Origin of the sequence: uncultured Rikenella sp. (assembly GCF_910577125.1) — a bacterium.
In the GTDB taxonomy this organism is placed as follows: domain Bacteria; phylum Bacteroidota; class Bacteroidia; order Bacteroidales; family Rikenellaceae; genus Rikenella.
Map to the genome: position 1 here is coordinate 1 of NZ_CAJTMN010000039.1, position 18645 is coordinate 18645.

Consider the following 18645-nt stretch of genomic DNA (forward strand, 5'->3'; position numbering starts at 1 on the left):
TCCGTCGCCCGCCCGCGTAAAGAGGGATTTCTCTCGTTTTGCGGCGAGCAAAACCGAGATGAAATCCCAGCGGGCGACGGCAAACGTGGCGGAGCGACAGCAGAGCCGCAGTGAGGCGGACACGGGACGGTGCTTTGGGCTGAACTTTTGCGACTCGAAGAGTCGCGCGGGCCGGACGCCTCCCCACGGGAGGCCCGCAACACGCCGCTCACGCGTCGAAAATTGCGGTACCTCCCGGGCGTCCGACCCACAAGGCTGGCAATTGCGAGTGCGACACGCGCCCCCGTTTATTCCGAGAGGCAACGCAACTGAAGACCGTGGGCACGACTGTCCGGAAGATCGTAATACGCCCATGCCATATTGAAGTTCAAACATATTCCCTGGATGCCGATCGCCGACGAGGAGTAGCTGTAACCATGATTCCCGATACTTACCGGATCGCCCGAAAGACGACTGCGGCAGCCCGGGGCGGGGCGAGCAAGGTTTTTAGCACGCAGACCTGCCTGTTTTTCGTATAAACACGCGCTTCGATCAGGCTTTTACGTCATTTTTTTTGGCGCATATCGGGTTTACGTTGTATTTTTGTCCGATAACCCGCTTTCTCGTCTGTCCGCATGCACCTGTTTTATATACCCGATATTACGGCGGATGTCGACCTTTATACGCTGGCGGACGACGAAACGCGTCATGCGAGCGGAGTGCTGCGCCTGCGGGGCGGAGACCGGGTGCGGCTGACCGACGGATGCGGCGGGTGGTACGAGGCCGAGATCGTGGGCGGTGCGACGCCTAAAGCGTGCAGCGTGCGTATCTTGTCGCGCGAGACGGAACACGGTGTGCGGCCGTATCGGCTGCATGTCGCGATTGCTCCGACCAAAAACGTCGATCGGTATGAGTGGTTCTTGGAGAAAGCCACCGAGATCGGCATCGACCGCATTACGCCGCTCGTCTGCGAGCACTCCGAACGTAAGACCGTGCGGAGGGATCGGAGTGAGAAGATTGTGTTGAGCGCTGTAAAACAGTCTCTTAAGGCTTACGTGCCGCGATTGGACGAGGCAACGCCCTTTCGGGACTTCATCGCTTCGGCCGATACATTATATAAGAGCCGTTTTGTGGCTTATTGCGACGAAGGGACGCCGCTGGCGGAGCGGGTCGAGCTGTTTCCCGCTTTGCGCGACGCGGCGGTCGGTGTTTCGGGTGCGGAATTTTGCGTGTTGATCGGGCCCGAAGGGGATTTTTCTCCGACAGAGATCGCGGCGGCGAGGGCTGTCGGGTTTGTTCCGGTCTCTTTGGGGGAGAGCCGCCTGCGGACGGAGACGGCGGGCGTGATGGCGACGGCTGTGGCACAGCTGGCGGTGCAATGCGGCCTCGGCAACGATGGATACGAAAACTTAAAAGGGGATGCACCTCGGATCGGGAAAAAACAGTAAACTGTGCTACTACCTCGGTTGCCTGCGACGCGAAGCGGTGCCGGGCGTCTGGTTGCGGTGGCGCTTGAAACGGGTGCTGGCGCGGGCCAGACGGCGGAAGGATTGGGAGTACATCGAACGGCGGGTGAATTACTATTGCCGGTTGAACGCGCCGGTCGCTTTGCCGGCCGATTCGCCGCGGCTGGGCGAACACACGCGGGAGGGGATGGCCTCGGTCTATTATTTCGACACGAGAGAATTCATTCGGTGGTTCGACCCGCAGTTGAGGTGGAGACTCTGCCCGGGCGACGTGACCTACGTGCCGGAGTGGCCGTCGGTGGTGAAGAGCCGTCCGATTGCGGCGGAAGGGGAAGAGGAGGCGAATGCCTGTTCCGTACTCCTCAAACTGAATAAAATCAGGCATTTTACCTTCCTCAAAGACCGGATGCCGTTCCGCAGGAAACTCGACCGCGCGATTTTTCGCGGCGACGTCAATCGGACGACCAAACCGCATCGGGTGCGATTTATGGAGCGTTACTTCGGGAGCGAAATTTGCGATTGCGGCATTATTTCGTCGGCCGGAGACTGCCCGGAGGAGTGGATGAGACCCAAAATCTCGCTGTGGGAACATTTGAAATATAAATTCGTGATGACGCTGGAGGGGAACGACGTGGCCAGCAACCTGAAGTGGGTGATGTCTTCCAACTCGCTGGCCGTGATGCCGCGACCGAAGTACGAGACCTGGTTTATGGAGGGAACGCTCGTTCCGGGGTACCACTATGTCGAGATTCGGGACGACTTTTCGGATTTGCCGGAGAAAATGGCCTATTATGTCGCGCATCCCGAAGAGGCGGAACGGATTGCGGCCCATGCGCATGAGTATATCGCACAGTTCCGCGACAAGCGGCGGGAGCGGATCATTTCGCTGCTGGTGCTGGAGAAATATTTTCGGATGACCGGACAACTGCCGGCCGAACGACAGTAATGATCGGATGATTATGGATTGGACGAATATATTTGCGATTTTAACCTTGAGCAGTCTGCTGCCTTTCGCCGTACCCGGCATACGGTTCCAAGGGATCGTGGCGGCAGTCGCGATTGCCGTCGGGGCAGTGTTTGCCGCGGTGGCGGGGGTGACGGCCATTGTGTTGCCAGCCGGAGCGACGGTGCCGGCCGGCGATTTCGTATTGCCGGAGCTGGATGCCATCGGAGGGGTTTTTGCCTTGGCCGTGGCGATCAGCGGCGTGGCCTGTTCGGTGTACGCCGTGGGATACCTGCCGGGGCATGCGGTCGGGAAAAACCACGCACAGACCGGATTGCATTTCGCGGCATTGGTCGTGTTGTTTTACTCGATGCTGGGGGTGATCGGGGCGAAAGAGACCTACGGATTCTTGTTCTGGTGGGAGCTGATGACCCTCAGCTCGTTCGTGCTCGTGATGTTCGACGGGGAGCGGAAAGAGGTGTTGCATGCGGCTGTTGGGTATCTCGTGCTGATGCACATCGGGTTTTTCTTCCTGCTGGGCGCGTTCGTGGCGCCGCAGGGCGGAGCGGCTTTCTTTGCCGGACGGGGGATGACCGTGCCGGCCTTTCTGCTCTTTCTGGTCGGATTCGGACTCAAGGCGGGGATCTTTCCGCTGCACATGTGGCTGCCGGTGGCCCATCCGGCCGCACCGTCGCACGTCTCGGCGATGATGTCCGGCGTGATGATCAAGATGGGGATTTACGGCATTGTACGGTCGGCTCTGGCTTTGACGCCTGACGGAATTTTTGCCATGGGGCTGCTGGTCTTCGTGCTGGGGGCGGTGACAGCGATCTTCGGGATTGCCCGCGCAGCCGTGCAGACCGATTTGAAACGCCTGCTGGCCTATTCTTCGATCGAAAACATCGGGATTATCTGCCTCGGGATCGGACTGGGGCTGCTGGGACGATCGGTGGAGAGCGATTTTCTGGCCTATGCGGGTTTCGGCGGGGCGTTGATTCATGTGCTGGGACACTCGAATTACAAGACGATGCTCTTTCTCGGGGCGGGATCGGTGGTGGCCGCGACGCATAACCGGGATATGAACCGGCTGGGAGGCTTGCTGCGGCGGATGCCGGTGACGGGGATTCTCTTTCTGGTGGCGACGCTGGCTATTTGCACGGTGCCGGGTCTGGTGGGGTTTGCCTCGGAGTTCGTGCTCTTCGACGGCTTGTTCGGGGCGATTACCCGGGGCGAGATGGTTGCTGTCGCGGTGGCGGGAATCGTGGCCTTGGCGTTGGTGGGGGGCCTGACCCTGATGACCTTTACGAAAGCTTACGGGATTACTTTTTTGGGAAATCCGCGCGGGTGTGCGGCGCGCGAGGCGCGTGAGGTGGGGGGCGTGATGCTCCTGGCGCAGGTCTTGCCTTTGGCGGGGATTCTGGCCGGGCCGATTCTCTATCCTTATATCGTGCTCGAAAATGCCGACGTGCTGTTCGGTGCGCGGTACTATGCCCAGCCGATGATCGACCGGATGTGGATCGTCGAAGGGATGGCGGTGGGCGTGGTGGTGCTGACCGCGGGGCTGCTCTTCCTGAAACAGTGGCTCAACCGGCGGGCAGGAGTCGGGAGCGTGCGGCGGCCGACCTGGGGCTGCGCTTTCACCGTGCCGAACAAGCGGATGCAGTACACCGCCTCGTCGTATAACCGCGAGTTGCAGACCATGTGGGGAGATCGGAAACGGGAGACGGCGGAGACCGCTTTGTCGGAAGAGGAGATTTTCCCGGTTGAACGCACCTTCTCGACCGAGGATCGCGATACCACGGCCCGGGCGGTGACCCATTGGTTCGCGCATCTGTTGCGGCGGTGGACGGCGCGGCTGGCCCTGTTCCAGACGGGAAAGACGAACCACTATGTCCTTCATGCGCTGATTCTGTTCGTCCTGATTTTGATATTGTCGCTCTGCGGGGCGTTGTAACGATTCGACGGCTATGTTCATCATTCCTTTACTATTGATTTTGGTGTCGGCGGTGTGCATCAAGGGGGTTATCAACAAGACCCGTGCACGGTTGGCGGGACGTACGGGGGTTCGTTTTTTCCAACCGCTGCTGACCGTCGGCGTTTTGTTGCGGAAGGGCGAGGTGTACAGCACGTCGGCCACCTGGCTGACCCGGACAGCGCCGGCGCTCTATCTGGCGACCGCGCTGGGGGCGGTGTTGTTGCTGCCGTTGGGGACTTTTCCTGCGGCGGTGAGTTTTTATGGCGATTTTATTCTGTTCGCTTATTTGCTGGGGTTCGGAAAACTGGCGCTGGTACTGGCGGCATTGGAGAGCGGGAGCAGCTTTCAGGGGATGGGTTCGGCGCGCGAGGTGCTCTTCTCGATGCTGGTCGAGCCGTGTTTTTTCCTGCTGGTCGGGACGTTGGCGATGGTGACGGGCTACGGCTCGTTCAGTGCGATCTTCGCCACGTTTGATAACGCGTCGATGAACTGGCTGATGCTTTCGCTGGTGATGGGATATGCTTTTTTGAATGTGGCGCTGGTGGAGAACGGCCGGTTGCCGGTGGACGATCCGCGGACGCATCTGGAGCTGACGATGGTGCACGAGGCGATGGTGTTGGATCTTTCGGGGGTGGATTTGGCGTTTATTCAGCTGGCGGGTTGGCTGAAGTTGTCGATTTGGGGGACGCTGTTGGTGAACGTCGTGGTTCCGGGACAGATCGAAGGATGGATGCTGGCGGGTTGGTTTTTGGTAGCGATGGCGGGATACGGTGTGTCGGTCGGAGCGATAGAGTCTCTGATGGCGCGTAACCGGATGACGAAGAACGCCACCTATCTGGCGACCTTGTCGGCGATCGGATTGCTGGGCTTCGGCGTAGCTTATGTGCTGATGACCAGCGGCCTGAATTAGGGAAGGGTAGGGGTTTCTATTGTCTGTTGCGGATGCGCGAACGAAAAACGGGACAGAGCGAAACTGCGTTTCGCTGCGGCTGGGTCAGCCCAATAGGGTAGAGGCTGCCAATTGTGAGTGCGACACGCACTTCCGAGAGGCAACGCAACTGAAAACCGTGACCACGGTAGTCCGTGTGGCTGGGATGGAGGGGCTGCGCGTTGAAGCCCAAGCCCATGCCAAAGGTACTGTTAACCGTCAAAGACCAGCCGTACCCGCCGTTGCCGATGTACATCAGCCCGCCTAATCGCCCATAGTTGCCCGCGTCGCGGAAGCCCGGGGCGGAGAACAAAACAGACGAACATTAAATAACAACCCGTATGTTGTTGCTATTCATTATTATATACGCCGTTTCGCTGCTCTACGCAGCCGTGACCGAACGTTTCCGTCACTATGCGTGGATCGTCGGCCTGCAAGGATGGCTGCTGATGGGGATCGCCCTGATGCAGCTCGGGCCGGGCGAAGGACTCGGAACGAAAATTTTCGTGATTGCCGAAACCTTGGCCTGCAAAGGGATACTCGTGCCGTATCTGCTCTTTCGGATTATCCGGCGCACGCAAATCAACCGGGTCAGCAGAAAAGCCATGTCCGCTTTCGGCTCGCTGCTCCTCTCTGTGCTGGTGCTCGTCGTGAGCCTCTCGATCACCCGATGGGTCGATGATTCACAGGTCAATACCCTGTTTTTCGGCATCTCGCTGTTCGGACTGCTGACCGGGCTGGTGCTCGTGACCTCGCGGCAGCGGATATTTTCTCATCTCGTGGGCTTTCTGGTCATCGAGAACGCGGTTTTTCTCTTTTCGCTGACCGTGGGAGCCGAACTCCCTATGCTGGTCAATGTCGGCATCCTGCTCGATATCCTGATGGGCGTGCTGATGCTGGGGCTCTTCCTCTCCAAGATCGGCGAACGGCTGCCCAATCTCGACAACGAAAAACTCTCCTCCATCAAAGACTGATCCTTACCGCTTTATGCTGATACATCTGTTTATTTTAGCCTCGGTGCTCGCCCTGCTCGTAGGAGTGGCGCGGCAGCGAGCCTACGTGCAGTTCTTCGCCAGCCTCTTTTTTGCGGCGCAGGTTGCATTCGCCGTCTGGGCCGTGCTGAACCGCGGGACTACGACAGCGCTCTACTTTACGTTCGACACCCTGGGAGTGACCTATTATGCCCTGATGACGCTCGTCGGGTGGCTGTGCTGCTGGCAGAGCAACCGGTATCTCGATCAGGACAATCTGCGGGAGTATAAGATCTACCTCATTTCGTTGATCGCCCTGAACGTGGCATTGACCGGCGTCTATTTCGCCAATAACATCACCGTGACCTGGATCTTCCTCGAAGCCACGACCCTCGCGGCGGCGGGGCTGACCTATCACCGGCGCACGCTGCGGAATTTGGAGGCTACCTGGAAGTACATTTTTATCAGCTCCGTGGGGATTGCCGTCGCCTATCTCGGCGTGTTGCTGCTGAGCACCGTGGCCGCTGCGGCCGGGGCAGAGGGAGAGGCCGACCTGTCGTATGCCGGGCTGACACAGGCCATTGCTTCGGGAGCAGGGAATGCACTGTATCTGCGGCTGGCCTTTTTGTTCATCGTGGTCGGCTACAGCTCGAAACTCGAAATCTTTCCTTTCTGCACCGTCGGTGTGGATGCGAATCACAGTGCGCCGACACCGACTTCGGCATTTCTTTCGTCGGCGCTGGTCGGCGGCGGCTTCGTGGCCGTTTTCCGGGTCTGGAAAACCATGCAGGGGATTCCGGAACTGGCCGCGTGGTGCGGACACGTGCTGTTGCTGTTGGGCGGTCTGTCGCTCCTGATGGCCGCGGTCTATCTGGGGCGGACTCGCAATCTGAAGCGGTTGGCGGCTTATTCCACGGTCGAGAACAGCGGCCTGATGATGTTGGGACTCGGGATCGGAGGCATCGGCGTGTGGGCGGCGGTCTTGCATTCGCTGGCTCACACCCTGATCAAAGGAGCCTTCCTGATGCAGCTCAGTGTGGCGGGTAAGATGTTCGGCAATTATCGTGTGGCGAAAAACGGAGGCTATTTCCGGGTCGATCCGCTGGGAGGGCTGGTGCTGGTGTGCTGTCTGATCGCCTTGATCGCCGTGCCGCCGTCGGTGCTCTTCCGGACGGAGTATCTCGTACTCACCGGCCTGCTGGACGAGGGGTTATGGTGGATTTTCGTGCCGGTGGCACTGCTCCTGGTGACGGTTATTTACTGGCTTTGTTCCAAACTGTTGCCCCTGCTGTTCCGACCCGCCGATTTTTCGCGGGTGCGGATGGAGGAGGGGAGGAATCCGTGGCTTTCGGCAGTGCTGTTGCTGATGGTGCTGGCTACTTTTGTGGCCGGGGTCTGGCAGGCGCCGGAACTGGTCACGCTGATCGATTCGATTGCATATTAATACGAGGATGGGAATGAATACATTGGACAGATGGGCGGTGTGTCGTCCGGCGGCCACGGGCGGAGTGGGGATTTTTCCCGAGGGGAAGATACCGGAGCTGCCCTATGCCTCTTTTGCCGAAGATATGCGGCGGCTGTTGCTGGACGAAGCGGGCGCGGCGGTGGCGGAGAGACGCTGTGTGGCTTATTTCGCTGTTCCGCAGGATGCCTCGGAGGAGTGCGGGCTGACCTTTTATGCCGTGGTGGCGCGGGATGATACGGGAGAACTGCTGGCCGCGAAATACCTCCGGGGCTATCACGACGAGGAGGGGCTGCCGTCGCTGGCGGCGGAGATTCCGGCCTTGCACGTGTATGAGCGGGATATCGCGGAGCGGTATGGCGTTCGTTTTGCCGGGACGCCGTGGGACAAACCGCTGCGCTATCCGTTCGACCGGTTCCGGCAGCGGGATCGGATCGACACCTATCCATTCTATTCGATCGACGGGCATGAGCTGCACGAGGTGCATGTCGGGCCGGTGCATGCGGGGATTATCGAGCCGGGCGCCTTCCGATTTTTATGCGACGGCGAGCGGATCGTCCACCTCGAAATCGCGCTGGGATACCAGCATCGAGGCGTCGAGGCGGGCATTACGGGCACCAGACATCGGCTGCGCCAGATGTTGTTCGGCGAGACGATAGCCGGAGATACCGTCGTCGGGCATGGGACGGCCCTGGCGGGCATCCTGGAGTCGGGCGCCGGCGGAGCGTGGGAGGGGAGCGCCCTGATCCGTTGCGAACGGGCCGTGGCGCTGGAGATGGAGCGGCTGGCGATCCACATCGGCGATACGGCCGCGCTGTGCATGGATCTGGGGTATCAGACGGGACATGTGGCTTGCGAAGCGCTTCGGACGCTGGTTATCAACGCCATGCAGCAGTGGTGCGGAAACCGTTTCGGAAAGGGGCTGATACGGCCGTTCGGGGCGAACTACCGCCTGACGCTGGAGCGGGCCAAACACATCGAAACGACGCTGGCCGAGGTGATGGAACGGTATCGGATGGTGGGGCGCGATCTGCTCTCCACACCGTCGGTATTGTCCCGTCTGGAGGGGATATGCACCGTGACGGCCCGGCAGGCGCTGCAGGTGGGAGCCGTAGGGCCGGCGGCCCGGATGGCGGGAGTGCGGCGGGATGCGCGGTGCGCCTTTGCCGGTTATTCGCTGGAGGGATTCGAACCGGTGGTGATCGACGCGGAGGCCGATGGGATGAACGGCGACCTGATGGCCCGTCTGAAGATGCGGCTGCGGGAGGCCGATGTCTCTTACGCCATGATCGGGGCAGGGTGCAAAGAGCTGGCGGGCCGCTGGTTCGAGACCTATCCGGCTCCGGACTACGGCAGGTCGTTGGCTCCTGATGCTTTGGTCGTTTCGATGACGGAGGGGTGGCGCGGAGAGATCTGCCATGTCGCCCTGACCGACCGGGAGGGAGAGCTGCGGGGGTATCGGATTTTCGATCCGTCGCTGCATAACTGGATGATGCTGGCGCTTTCGGTCCGGGGGGCGCAGATTTCGGACTTCCCGGTAAGTAATAAGAGCTTCAACCTTTCTTATTGCGGACACGATTTGTAGGGGCTTTCTGCGGTGTCCGCACGCGGGCCGCGCGAGAGGCGGAGGCCCGGTTTCTAACCAAATAGAGCGGTACGAGATATGTTATTGACCAATTTCCGGGTGCTGATCCAGCATGGCACCCAATATATCAGGCACTTGGATCGGGTGACCCTGTGCGACGAGTTCCGGGGGCGGCCCATTCTGACCGGAGCCCGGCTGACGGCGGCTAAGCGGGCGCAGTTGTGTGCCTTATGTCCGACGGGAGCCATCTCGTTCGAACCAAAAATGCGGCTCGATCTGGGGCGGTGTCTTTTTTGCGGCGAGTGCGCCGTGCAGTTTCCGGAGCAGGTGCGTTTCACCAACGACTATCGGCTGGCCGCTTCGACCCGCGAGGGGCTGGTCGTGACCGAGGGCGAGGAACCCGGGTGGATTTTCGACCAGGGAGCGGTGCGGCCCGAGGTCAAACGGCTGTTCGGACAGTCCCTGCACCTGCGCGAAGTCTCGGCGGGGGGCGACAACAGTTGCGAGATGGAGCTCGGGGCGGCCGGGAACGTCAATTTCGATATGGGACGCTACGGGATCGGCTTCACCGCCTCGCCGCGCCATGCCGACGGGATGGTGGTGACCGGGCCGGTGACTGCGAACATGGCGCGGGAGATCGAGATTACCTGGCAGGCGATTCCCGAGCCCAAGGTGTTGATTGCCGTGGGAGCAGATGCCATCTCGGGCGGTTTGTTCGACGGGTCGCCGGCCGTGAACCGCGATTTCTTCGAGCGGCATACGCCGGATCTGTATGTACCGGGCAATCCGGCCCATCCGATGACCTTTATTACCGGCGTCCGGGCTTTGCTGGCGCCGATACCGGCGGTGGAGGAGGAGAGTCCGGAAAGCGCTCCGGAGCCGGGCGCGGAGGCGGAGGAGCCGGCACCGGCACCGGTTCGGAAAAAGGCGGTCCGGGCACGGCGGAAGAAGGCGGGGGTTGGCGAACCGGAGGCGGCGGTTGAGCCTCTCGAAGCGGCTCCGGAACCGGATGTGCCGGAGACAATCGCGGAAGAAGAGGAGGAGCGGAAGACTATCGAATAACAAATGTAGCGGTCACAGGATTGTGGTCGCTATTTTTGAACCCCAGATCGATCGTTTCGCAGGCCACCGGTTTGATGCCTGAACCGCACAGGGCGAAATCCACTACCGTTGTCGTCGTGCTCCCGGCCCGGTAAGGCTCGTAACCGTAACGCACCGACGGGGTGCGGGAATCGTAAACGAACCTCAGGTCGGACGGGAAATCGGTCTGCCGGATGGGGAACGGGCGGAAATGGGCGTCTTCCAGTGCCTCCCGGCTCGGCCGGTAGCCGGGAGGACAGCTGTTCCAGTCGCCCGTCGTCATGCTGTAAGGCTTGTCGGAGAGGTAGTTCCGCAGAAATTCCATCTCACGGCTCCGCATGTCTCCCGTGTCGTAAGCCGTGTTGTGGGTGTTGTTGATGAAGAGCGTGTCGATCCGTCCGGTCGCCGTGTCCCGTACCGGAAAGGCGGCGCTCAGCAGGCACCGTTTGAGGTTGAAAAGCCGCATGGGAAAAGGAAATCCGCTCGGATAGCTGTATCGTGTCACCCGTGCCGGCCGCCATCGGCTGAAGGTCGCCACCCCTCCCTCGACGCCGCCCATCGGGTCGCCCAGCGGAATCGGCACGAAGTCGGCGACGTAGTTCAATCCCATCCAGCTCTCATATCCCGGCAGCGCTCGCCGCAGCGAGTCGTATTCGTCGATTCCGTAGCTCCGCCGCGAATCGAGGTCTACCTCCTGCAGCAGGATGAAATCCGCCTCTCCGGAAGCTGCGGCCTGTTGCAGGAACCGGATGATCCGATGCAGGTTCTCGACCGTTCTGGCCTGTGACGTGCGCATCCGCTTCCCTCCGTCGTAGAAGAAGTCCATGTCGTCGCCCAGTCCGGCATAACCGATATTCCACGAAACGATCCGTATCGTGTCTCCGCGTCGTAAAATAGGCTCGTTGCCCGCTATCGCTGCCGTCTCGATCACCTCGACCGGGGCCGGCCGCCACTCCCGTATCCATAAGAGGCCGAACGAAAGAAGAAGCCCCGCGACAATTGTCGTGAGGCTCCACAAAAGTATGCGCAACGGGCGTTTCATTAAAAAAGCTTACCGTTCCACATGAATGGTGTAGTTCGGGCGGAAATTGACGATCGGCCAGGCCACGTTCCGGAATTTTCCGGATTGCTCTCCGCCGTCCGATTCCTGCCGGAACGTATAGCCTACCTGCAACAGGTTCGGCCGATAGGACTCCTTTTGCAACCGCTCCGGCATCTCTGCTCCGAAGCGGTTCAGTGCGCCTCCGAAATACCGGATGACGTCGTATCCCCGGAACGCATACGGACTGGGCAACTCGCCGAACTCTTTCAGGTATTCGGCATAGAACGCTGCGACCGCCGGATCGCTCCGGTCGGCGTGATACGAAGCCGGGTAGTGTACGTTGAGTTTGTAGAACAGGTCGAGGTTGATGTTCTGCACCCACTCCCACCGCGGGGTGCCGATAACCGTCATTTGATAGCGCCCGTTGCTGACCAGCGAACTGAGGTGAGAGAGTACTCCTTCCAAGGCATCCGCCCGGTTGACCGGCACGTAGACGATGTTGTGCCGCCCCCGTTCCAGGGCAGCCGTCAGCAGAGCGTCCATATCCTGACTCCTCGCCCGTTCGCCGCTGAACGACAGGGTGGAGATCGCGTCGCCTAACTGCGATTCGATCAGCGAGAAGGTCGCGGTGTCCGGGTGTTCGACATGGTCGATCACCAGCAGATTGTCTCCCTCGCTCACCGTTCCGGGCCGTCCGCCGAACTGCTCGAAGATGCGGTCGAAAGCATGGGTTTCGTCCGGAGAGGCTTCATAGACGTACGGATTGTCGTCCGCCCCCACCGTTCCTAGCGGGCTGACGACGGCGATTCCCCGTTGCGCCGCATAATTGGCCACGGTGTCGAACGCGATCGGATAGACCGGCCCGATGATCAGATCGGCCCGATCCAAAGCTCCCGACCGGATATGGCGTTCGACCATCTCTTCCGCCGCTCCGGTGTTCAGGAAGCGGAGGTTGACCGAAATTCCGTCTTGTTTCAATGCGTTCAACCCCAGCAGAATCCCGCGGTAATAGTCGGCGAACCGGTGGTTCGAGCTCAATCCCTCCTGCAACGGCAGCAGGACGACCGCTTCGATCGGTGCTTTTGCATCCCGGCTGTGTAGCAGGCCGTTGGCGCCGAATCCGGATGTCGCCGCAGCGGATAGCTCTTGCGACGGATTGCCCCGTTCCGGATTCCGTTTCCCTTTGCCATGGGTCTGCAGGGTGTCTGAGTGGGTCAGAACGACTTGTTCCGTCGTCCGTGCAGGTACAGGCCGCGGAATGGTTCTCGGCGGCACGGTAGGCCGTGGCGTCTCGATCTGCGGTTCCGGCAGTTGTTGCTGCTGCGGGTCAGTCGCAGCGGTTCCCTGTTTCTTGTTGACTCGCTGTTTGGCCTGTGGAATCAGCAAGGTCTGTTTGGCACGCAATGTGGTACGTGTCAAACTGTTGGCGCGCATGATCTCCTCTTCGCTCACCCCGTAGGCTTCGGAAATGGCGAATAAGGTTTCGCCTTTTTTCACCTTGTGCAGGAGATAGTTCTCGCCCCGCATCGTAATCCCCCGGGTGGAAACTTTGACGACTGTCTGGGCCCGGACGGTGTCCGGCAGCGGAACTCCGCTCAGCAGCAGACAGATGCAGAGGGTGAAAATGCGTTTGATAACCATATTCAGTTCGGTGTCTCTTATTAACGGATGATTCGTGGCCGATCCTGTCGGAAAGCTGCCGGGTTAATGAGAGCTGTGCTGCTTTTTGCCCACCTCTTTCCCGAGCCGCAGCTGGGTAATGACCTGTTTGGTGTTCATCGGAAAGTCGCCGTTCATCATCCAGCTGTAATAGGTCGGCTCCGCAGCGAACACCTCTGCCACCGGCCGCCCTTTGTGTTTTCCGAAGTTGAAGACGGGCACGTCTTTGTCGTTCAGCACGATCCGTCCCGCGAAATCCACGTTCCGGGTCGTCCGCGAAAAGTCGGCCAGAAATTCCACATCATTCTCCAAGGTGTCCGGATAGCGGTCCAGCTGTGCTTTGAGCACGTCGTACGTGGCGCGGATATCCGCCTCTGCGGAGTGTGCGTTTTCGATCTCCGTCCCGCAGTAAAACCGGTGGGCGGCAGCCAGTGTCCGCTGTTCCATCTTGTGGAAGATGTTCTGTACGTCCACGAACCGTTTTCCGTCGAGATCGATTTCGACGCCGGCCCGCATGAACTCTTCGACGAGCAGCGGGATGTCGAATTTGTTGGAGTTGTAGCCTGCCAAATCTCCGCCCTTGATGAATGCGGCCAACGATTTGGCGATCTGCGGAAAGGTCGGGCAATCCCGCACGTCTTCGTCCGAGATGCCGTGTATGGCGGTGGTCTCCTCCGGAATATGGACGCCCGGATTGATCCGTCTGGTCTTCACCTCTTCATCTCCGTTGGGATGCACTTTGATGAGCGAGATTTCGACGATGTGGTCTCTCCCCGGGTCGACGCCGGTGGATTCGATGTCGAAGAAGATCAACGGACGTTTCAGCTTCAGTTCCATAGCGTTGCGATCGTCCGGATGGGGTTACGCGTTGATCATCATCGGCATGAGCAGCATGAGCAGCGATTCGCCCTCCGTGTCGTTTTCCGACGGGAAGAAGAGTCCGGGCCGCGTCGCATCCGCCAGTTCGATCGATACTTCCGGCGAGTGGATGTTGCCCAGCAGATCCAGCAGGAACGATGACCGGAAGCCGATTTCGATGGGCGATCCGTCGTAGTTGCAGGTGATGTTGTCTTCCGCCGCTGCCGAATAGTCGAGGTCTTGAGCCGAGAGGTTGATATTCCCTGCGGTCAGGTCCATCTTAATCAGTTGGTTGGCCTGGTTCGAGCAGACGGAGACGCGTCTGATGGCGTTGAGCAGTTCCATTCGGTCTACCAGCACTTTGTTCGGGTTGTTGTTGGGAATCACGGCGTTGTAGTTCGGGTAGTTCCCTTCGATCAGCCGGCAGACGATTTTGTGCTTCGGCAGCGTGAAAATCGCATTTTTGGAGTCGAACGTGACGGTGATCATCTCTTCTGCATTCCGCGAGAGGAGATTTTTGAGCAGATTGGCCGGTTTTTTCGGCAGGATGAACGAGGCTTCCTTGTCCGAGGTCACGTTGGTGTTCTTGAACAGAGCGAGTCTGTGTGCGTCGGTCGCCACGAACGAGATCTCTTCGGGCGACAGAGCGATGTCTACACCGTTCATGACCGGCCGCAGTTCGTCATCCGCCGTAGCGAACAGGGTCTGGTTGAGTCCGTCTCCGAGCGCGGGGGCCGGAATATAGAAGATGGTCGCAGCAGCCTCTTCGACCGCCGGCAGTTCCGGGTATCCGAGTCCGGTGATGCCCGGAATGCTGAGTTTCCCGGTTTTCCAGCTGATGGTCACTTTCCAGGTCTCTTTGTCCACCGTAATGGTCAGCGGTTGTTCCGAAAATTCTTTGATGGATTCGGTGATCTGTCTGGCCGGAATCGCCACCACGCCGTCGCCGTTCTGGTTGTCCACTTCCAGGGTGGAGATCAGGGTGGTCTCCAAGTCCGAAGCGGTGATCTTCAGTTGGTTTTCGGCGAGCTCGAACAGGAAATAATCGAGGATCGGCAATGTGTTTTTGTTGCTGATGACTTTACCGATGGATTGCAGGTTGTTCGACAGCAAGGTGCTGGATATGATGAACTTCATAAGAAAAAATGGTTTCCGTTGGTGAATATCTGACAAAGATAGCGATTTTTGTGTGTTTTCGTATGGGTTGAGGGTGGTTTTCTCAGTCAGGTCGGGTGTCGTTGACGAATGATTTTTTGAGGGGGAGTCTTGCGGAGCGTGAGGCGCGCGGACAGAGAATGGGGTAGAGGCTGCCGCAGCGAAACGCAGTTTCGCCCCTCCCCGCACCCGTTAGGTGTTTTGTTAGGCTTCTCTTTGCTTTACTCAGTGTGTCGCGCGAACAGAGAACGGTGCGAAGATTTGGGTTGACACAGCCATCTGCCCACCGCGGGCCCCACGTCCCGTGGACGGGAAATGCTGGCGCATTTCCACCGTTCAGCTCAGCCCAATTTTCGAACCGTTCTCTGTTCGTGCGTCTTAGGCTTCGCAAGACTCCATGTTTGGTTGCCCCGCGGTGGGCAATGGCCGCCTCTGACTTAGGTTGCAGTCCAACGGCATGGGGTAGGCGCGGCGAATTAACGCGTCAGCTTTTTCAGTGCCGTCTCGATCATCCGCTGCACGAACGGAGCGTAGTCCGGACGGCTGTCGCCGGCCACGCGCTGAGCGATGATGGTGCAAACGGTCAGCGCCCGGTGTCCCAGCAACGCTGCAAGCCCCGCAATGGCCGAACTCTCCATCTCGAAGTTCGTCACCCGCATTCCCCGGTGCTCGAACCGGCGAATCGTTTCTACATAATCCGGTCGCGTCAGCGGCAGCCTCACTACCCGTCCCTGCGGCCCGAAAAAGCCCGGCGCGGAGAGTGTCAGACCCCGAATGGCGACGTCGCTGAACAGCTCGACCAGCTCCGGGTCGTTCGGTACGAAATAAGGTGTCGCCCAGCGCGTTTCCCAGCGGGTCTGACGGACGAACGCCTCTTCGAGCTCCCGGTCGCAGACCTCCTCCCGGCCGGCGTAGAAGTTGAGCAGACCATCCAGACCGCCCGATACCGTGGCCATAATCATCGCTCCGAACGGAATCTCCTCTTGCAGCGCACCGCTCGTTCCCAGCCGTACGATCCGCAGCGAGCGGCGCTCGGGGAGCGGTTTTGCACGTCGCGTTTCGAAGTCGACGTTGGCCAGTGCATCCAGTTCGGTCATCACGATATCGATGTTGTCGCACCCGATGCCGGTGGAGAGCACCGTGAGCCGCACGCCGTTCAGCGTACCGGTGTGCGAGCGGAACTCCCGGCTGGCCGTGCTGCTTTCGATGCGGTCGAAGTGGCTGGCGATCAGTGTGCTCCGATCCGGATCGCCGACCAGAATGACCGTGTCGGCCAGCTGTTCCGGACGCATGTGGAGGTGAAATATGGAACCGTCGGAGTTGATTATCAACTCCGACGGGGGAATAAAGGTATTCATGACTGAATGCATTATTTGATCTGTCGAATCGACCCTCCGGAAGAGGTGTGTATCTGTACCGCCGAGTGGATCAAATCCTCGTTGGCCCGATACCGAATCGAACCGCCCGACGAGGCGGAGGCGTCCAGACTTCGGGTGACCCGGCATCGGAGCGATCCTCCCGACGAGGCTGAAACCTTGACGTCTGCGGCTTCGAGTTCGCTCAGATTGGCCGTAGAGCCGGATTGGGCCTGGGCTTTCAGCCGGGTCGCCGTACCGTTTAGGGAGATCTCCGCACCGGAAGATACGTCGACCTCGACCTCTGTCGCTGTCATGCGGCTCCGACTCATTTGCGCTCCGGAGCCCAGATCGATTTCCACCTCTTTGGCCGCCAGGTCGATTCCCTCGACCTGTGCACCGGAATGTACCTCGATGTCGCATTCGCCGGGGGCGGTGAAGTTTCCGCTGCCGGTTACCGTCGCGCCGCTGGACACGTCGAGTTTTTCGAGTGTCGTGACGGTCACGTCGGCTCTGCGAATCAGATTTTTACGTTGCAGCTCGTTGGGAAGGTCTTTGAAGCCGAGGTACAGTACCCCGTCCCGCACTTCGGCGCGCAGGTAGGGCTGGAGACGGCTGTCGACCACTATGGTCGCTCCGCTGGTCGCTGCCTGGCGGAGTGATACTACGAATCCTTGTTTGACTTCAGCGCCGCGCAGGTGGCCGGTTTCGATGACTTTCGGCACGATTGTCTGTTGTTGTGCCACGACCGGCAGACTGCCGGCCAGGAGGGCGCCGATGGATAAGAAAAATCGTTTCAGCATGATTGTTCGTTTTTTTAGGACGGTGGGTTACTTTAGGTGAATTTCAGCCTTGTCCTGCTGGACTTTGGCCATTGCTGTCGTCTGGGTGTTGATTCGGATAGCCCGGTCGGCGACGATCCGTATCGAACTCGTGCCCGATGCCGAGGCGTCGATTCCCTGGGTTACGCGGCAAACAATGCTGCTCATTCCGGTCGCTTCGCAGTCGGCTTCGACGATGGTCATGTCGCCGAGTTCGAGGCGGGCCTGTCCGGAGGTCGCCGCCTCTAACCGCTCTGTTTGTCCGTCGGCGGTGATGGTGGCCATGCCCGAAGCGTGGAGCGTCATCGAACCGGTCTCTTGCAAGGTCAGGTCGATCTCTCCTTTTCCCGAAGCGTTGATTTTCGTGTCGTCGCTCTTTGCGTCGTGGGTCAGCCGGAACCGGCTCATGCCCGAGGCATCGATTTTCATTCTGGCGACCGGATTCCGGAGGGTCACGTCGATACGTCCCATTCCGGAAACGCCGATTTCGGGTGTGCCGTTTCCGGTCACGGCAATGGTGATCGGGTCGATCTGTCCCATCCCGGAGGCATCGATTTGCGAAGCGGTTCCGCTGAAGGTGTCGTCCGTGTGTATCGAGGCCATTCCCGAGACGGCGAGCCGGTTGATCCGGCTGAGGGTGACTTCGGCCGTAGCGGGACACGACCATTTGTCGGTGTTTCGCAGCTCTTTGGGCAGCTCTTCGAAGCCGAGCCGCAGGATGCCGCCGCTGACGGTGGCTATCAGGTAGGGTTCGAGGCGCTCGTCGATCGTCAGCCGAACACCGTTTCGCCTCGCGTCGTCGCTTTGGTGCAGGGTTACTTTGAAAGTGTGGCTGGCCCGAAGTCCGGTCAGCCGGACGCCCTGGCTCGGGGTCACTGTTTTTTCACCGGCCAGTGCGGTGGTCATCGAAAAGAGCAGGGCGCCCAGCAAAACAAAAGGTTTGGTTATCATATTGTCATTCAATTGGATGGGTTGCGTATAGTCTCGTTGCGCCGTGCTCACTTCAAATATAGTGATTTGGCGGCAGACCGGCAAATCTTTTCCGGCCGGCTCTTTAGGCGGCGATGCAGATCCCGATCAGGATCAAAAATAACAGGTGTTTCATGGTTGGTTTTCTATTTTGGTTCCTGGTCTGCTTTTATGCGATTTGTGTGCCAAAGTTTTTAATTATCTGATAACCAATTTGATGAGTTTTTGCGAATCATTTCGGAGTGTCTAATTTTTAGACACTGGTCGTCTAATTTTTGGACAGTCGGCCTGATCCCGAAAAATTCCATAATTTTGTATTTTTAATCTTTCGTTTATTTGCATCTTATCGGGAGGGTACTGTTCTTTTTGTGAACAAAAAGAACCAAAAAAACTTTAG

16 protein-coding genes are annotated in these 18645 nt (G+C 59.3%); 8 read left to right on the forward strand and 8 right to left on the reverse strand.

Annotated features, from left to right (window positions below; translation table 11 throughout):
• The first annotated feature begins 614 nt into the window (after nt 1-614).
• Genes QZ292_RS05645 through QZ292_RS05660 form a run of 4 tightly spaced genes read left to right on the forward strand, consistent with a single transcriptional unit; the run spans nt 615 to nt 5273 of the window.
• Complete coding sequence (locus QZ292_RS05645) at nt 615-1427, forward strand: RsmE family RNA methyltransferase (protein WP_294599028.1); 813 nt, start codon at nt 615-617, stop codon at nt 1425-1427.
• Nucleotides 1399-2391 carry a glycosyl transferase family 90 gene (locus QZ292_RS05650; protein WP_294599030.1) on the forward strand — a complete coding sequence of 331 codons (993 nt, stop codon included), beginning with the start codon at nt 1399-1401 and terminating at the stop codon, nt 2389-2391. The genes QZ292_RS05645 and QZ292_RS05650 overlap by 29 nt, the downstream gene beginning before the upstream one ends.
• Nucleotides 2392-2437: 46 nt before the next feature.
• Complete coding sequence (locus tag QZ292_RS05655) at nt 2438-4342, forward strand: proton-conducting transporter membrane subunit (RefSeq protein ID WP_294599032.1); 1905 nt, start codon at nt 2438-2440, stop codon at nt 4340-4342.
• Nucleotides 4343-4355: 13 nt separating this feature from the next.
• Nucleotides 4356-5273 carry an NADH-quinone oxidoreductase subunit H gene (locus QZ292_RS05660; protein ID WP_294599035.1) on the forward strand — a complete coding sequence of 306 codons (918 nt, stop codon included), beginning with the start codon at nt 4356-4358 and terminating at the stop codon, nt 5271-5273.
• A 16-nt stretch (nt 5274-5289) separates the two neighbouring features.
• On the opposite strand, the gene QZ292_RS05665 is transcribed toward QZ292_RS05660, so the two are convergent.
• Nucleotides 5290-5547: a hypothetical protein gene (locus tag QZ292_RS05665; protein ID WP_294599037.1), complete on the reverse strand. Its 258-nt coding sequence runs from the start codon at nt 5545-5547 to the stop codon at nt 5290-5292.
• 85 nt (nt 5548-5632) lie between these two features.
• Here QZ292_RS05665 and QZ292_RS05670 point away from each other — a divergent pair, with 85 nt between their 5' ends.
• From QZ292_RS05670 to QZ292_RS05685, 4 genes are all read left to right on the forward strand, one after another.
• Nucleotides 5633-6265, forward strand: coding sequence for a hypothetical protein (locus tag QZ292_RS05670; RefSeq protein WP_294599039.1), 633 nt, complete (start codon nt 5633-5635; stop codon nt 6263-6265).
• A gap of 13 nt (nt 6266-6278) precedes the next feature.
• A complete protein-coding gene (locus QZ292_RS05675) occupies nt 6279-7706 on the forward strand; it encodes a proton-conducting transporter membrane subunit (protein ID WP_294599042.1) in 1428 nt (475 codons plus the stop codon).
• 13 nt (nt 7707-7719) lie between these two features.
• Nucleotides 7720-9309, forward strand: coding sequence for an NADH dehydrogenase subunit (locus QZ292_RS05680; protein ID WP_294599045.1), 1590 nt, complete (start codon nt 7720-7722; stop codon nt 9307-9309).
• Nucleotides 9310-9387: 78 nt separating this feature from the next.
• On the forward strand, nt 9388-10371 hold the full coding sequence (locus QZ292_RS05685; RefSeq protein WP_294599048.1) for an NADH:ubiquinone oxidoreductase: 984 nt from the start codon (nt 9388-9390) through the stop codon (nt 10369-10371).
• On the opposite strand, the gene QZ292_RS05690 is transcribed toward QZ292_RS05685, so the two are convergent.
• The 7 genes from QZ292_RS05690 to QZ292_RS05720 form a co-directional block, all read right to left on the reverse strand.
• Nucleotides 10361-11431, reverse strand: coding sequence for an endonuclease/exonuclease/phosphatase family protein (locus tag QZ292_RS05690; protein ID WP_294599050.1), 1071 nt, complete (start codon nt 11429-11431; stop codon nt 10361-10363). The genes QZ292_RS05685 and QZ292_RS05690 overlap by 11 nt on opposite strands.
• A 9-nt stretch (nt 11432-11440) precedes the next feature.
• Complete coding sequence (locus QZ292_RS05695) at nt 11441-13072, reverse strand: LysM peptidoglycan-binding domain-containing protein (protein ID WP_294599054.1); 1632 nt, start codon at nt 13070-13072, stop codon at nt 11441-11443.
• Nucleotides 13073-13135: 63 nt separating this feature from the next.
• The gene (locus tag QZ292_RS05700) at nt 13136-13927 is read right to left on the reverse strand and encodes a 3'-5' exonuclease (protein ID WP_294599057.1); all 792 of its coding nucleotides are present in this window, start codon (nt 13925-13927) and stop codon (nt 13136-13138) included.
• Between the two features lie 24 nt (nt 13928-13951).
• Nucleotides 13952-15085 carry a DNA polymerase III subunit beta gene (dnaN, locus tag QZ292_RS05705; RefSeq protein WP_294599060.1) on the reverse strand — a complete coding sequence of 378 codons (1134 nt, stop codon included), beginning with the start codon at nt 15083-15085 and terminating at the stop codon, nt 13952-13954.
• A 494-nt stretch (nt 15086-15579) separates the two neighbouring features.
• The gene (locus tag QZ292_RS05710; RefSeq protein ID WP_294599063.1) at nt 15580-16461 is read right to left on the reverse strand and encodes a nucleoside phosphorylase; all 882 of its coding nucleotides are present in this window, start codon (nt 16459-16461) and stop codon (nt 15580-15582) included.
• A gap of 11 nt (nt 16462-16472) precedes the next feature.
• Nucleotides 16473-17261, reverse strand: coding sequence for a DUF2807 domain-containing protein (locus QZ292_RS05715; protein WP_294599065.1), 789 nt, complete (start codon nt 17259-17261; stop codon nt 16473-16475).
• Nucleotides 17262-17288: 27 nt separating this feature from the next.
• Nucleotides 17289-18230: a DUF2807 domain-containing protein gene (locus tag QZ292_RS05720; RefSeq protein WP_294599068.1), complete on the reverse strand. Its 942-nt coding sequence runs from the start codon at nt 18228-18230 to the stop codon at nt 17289-17291.
• Nucleotides 18231-18645 lie beyond the last annotated feature (415 nt).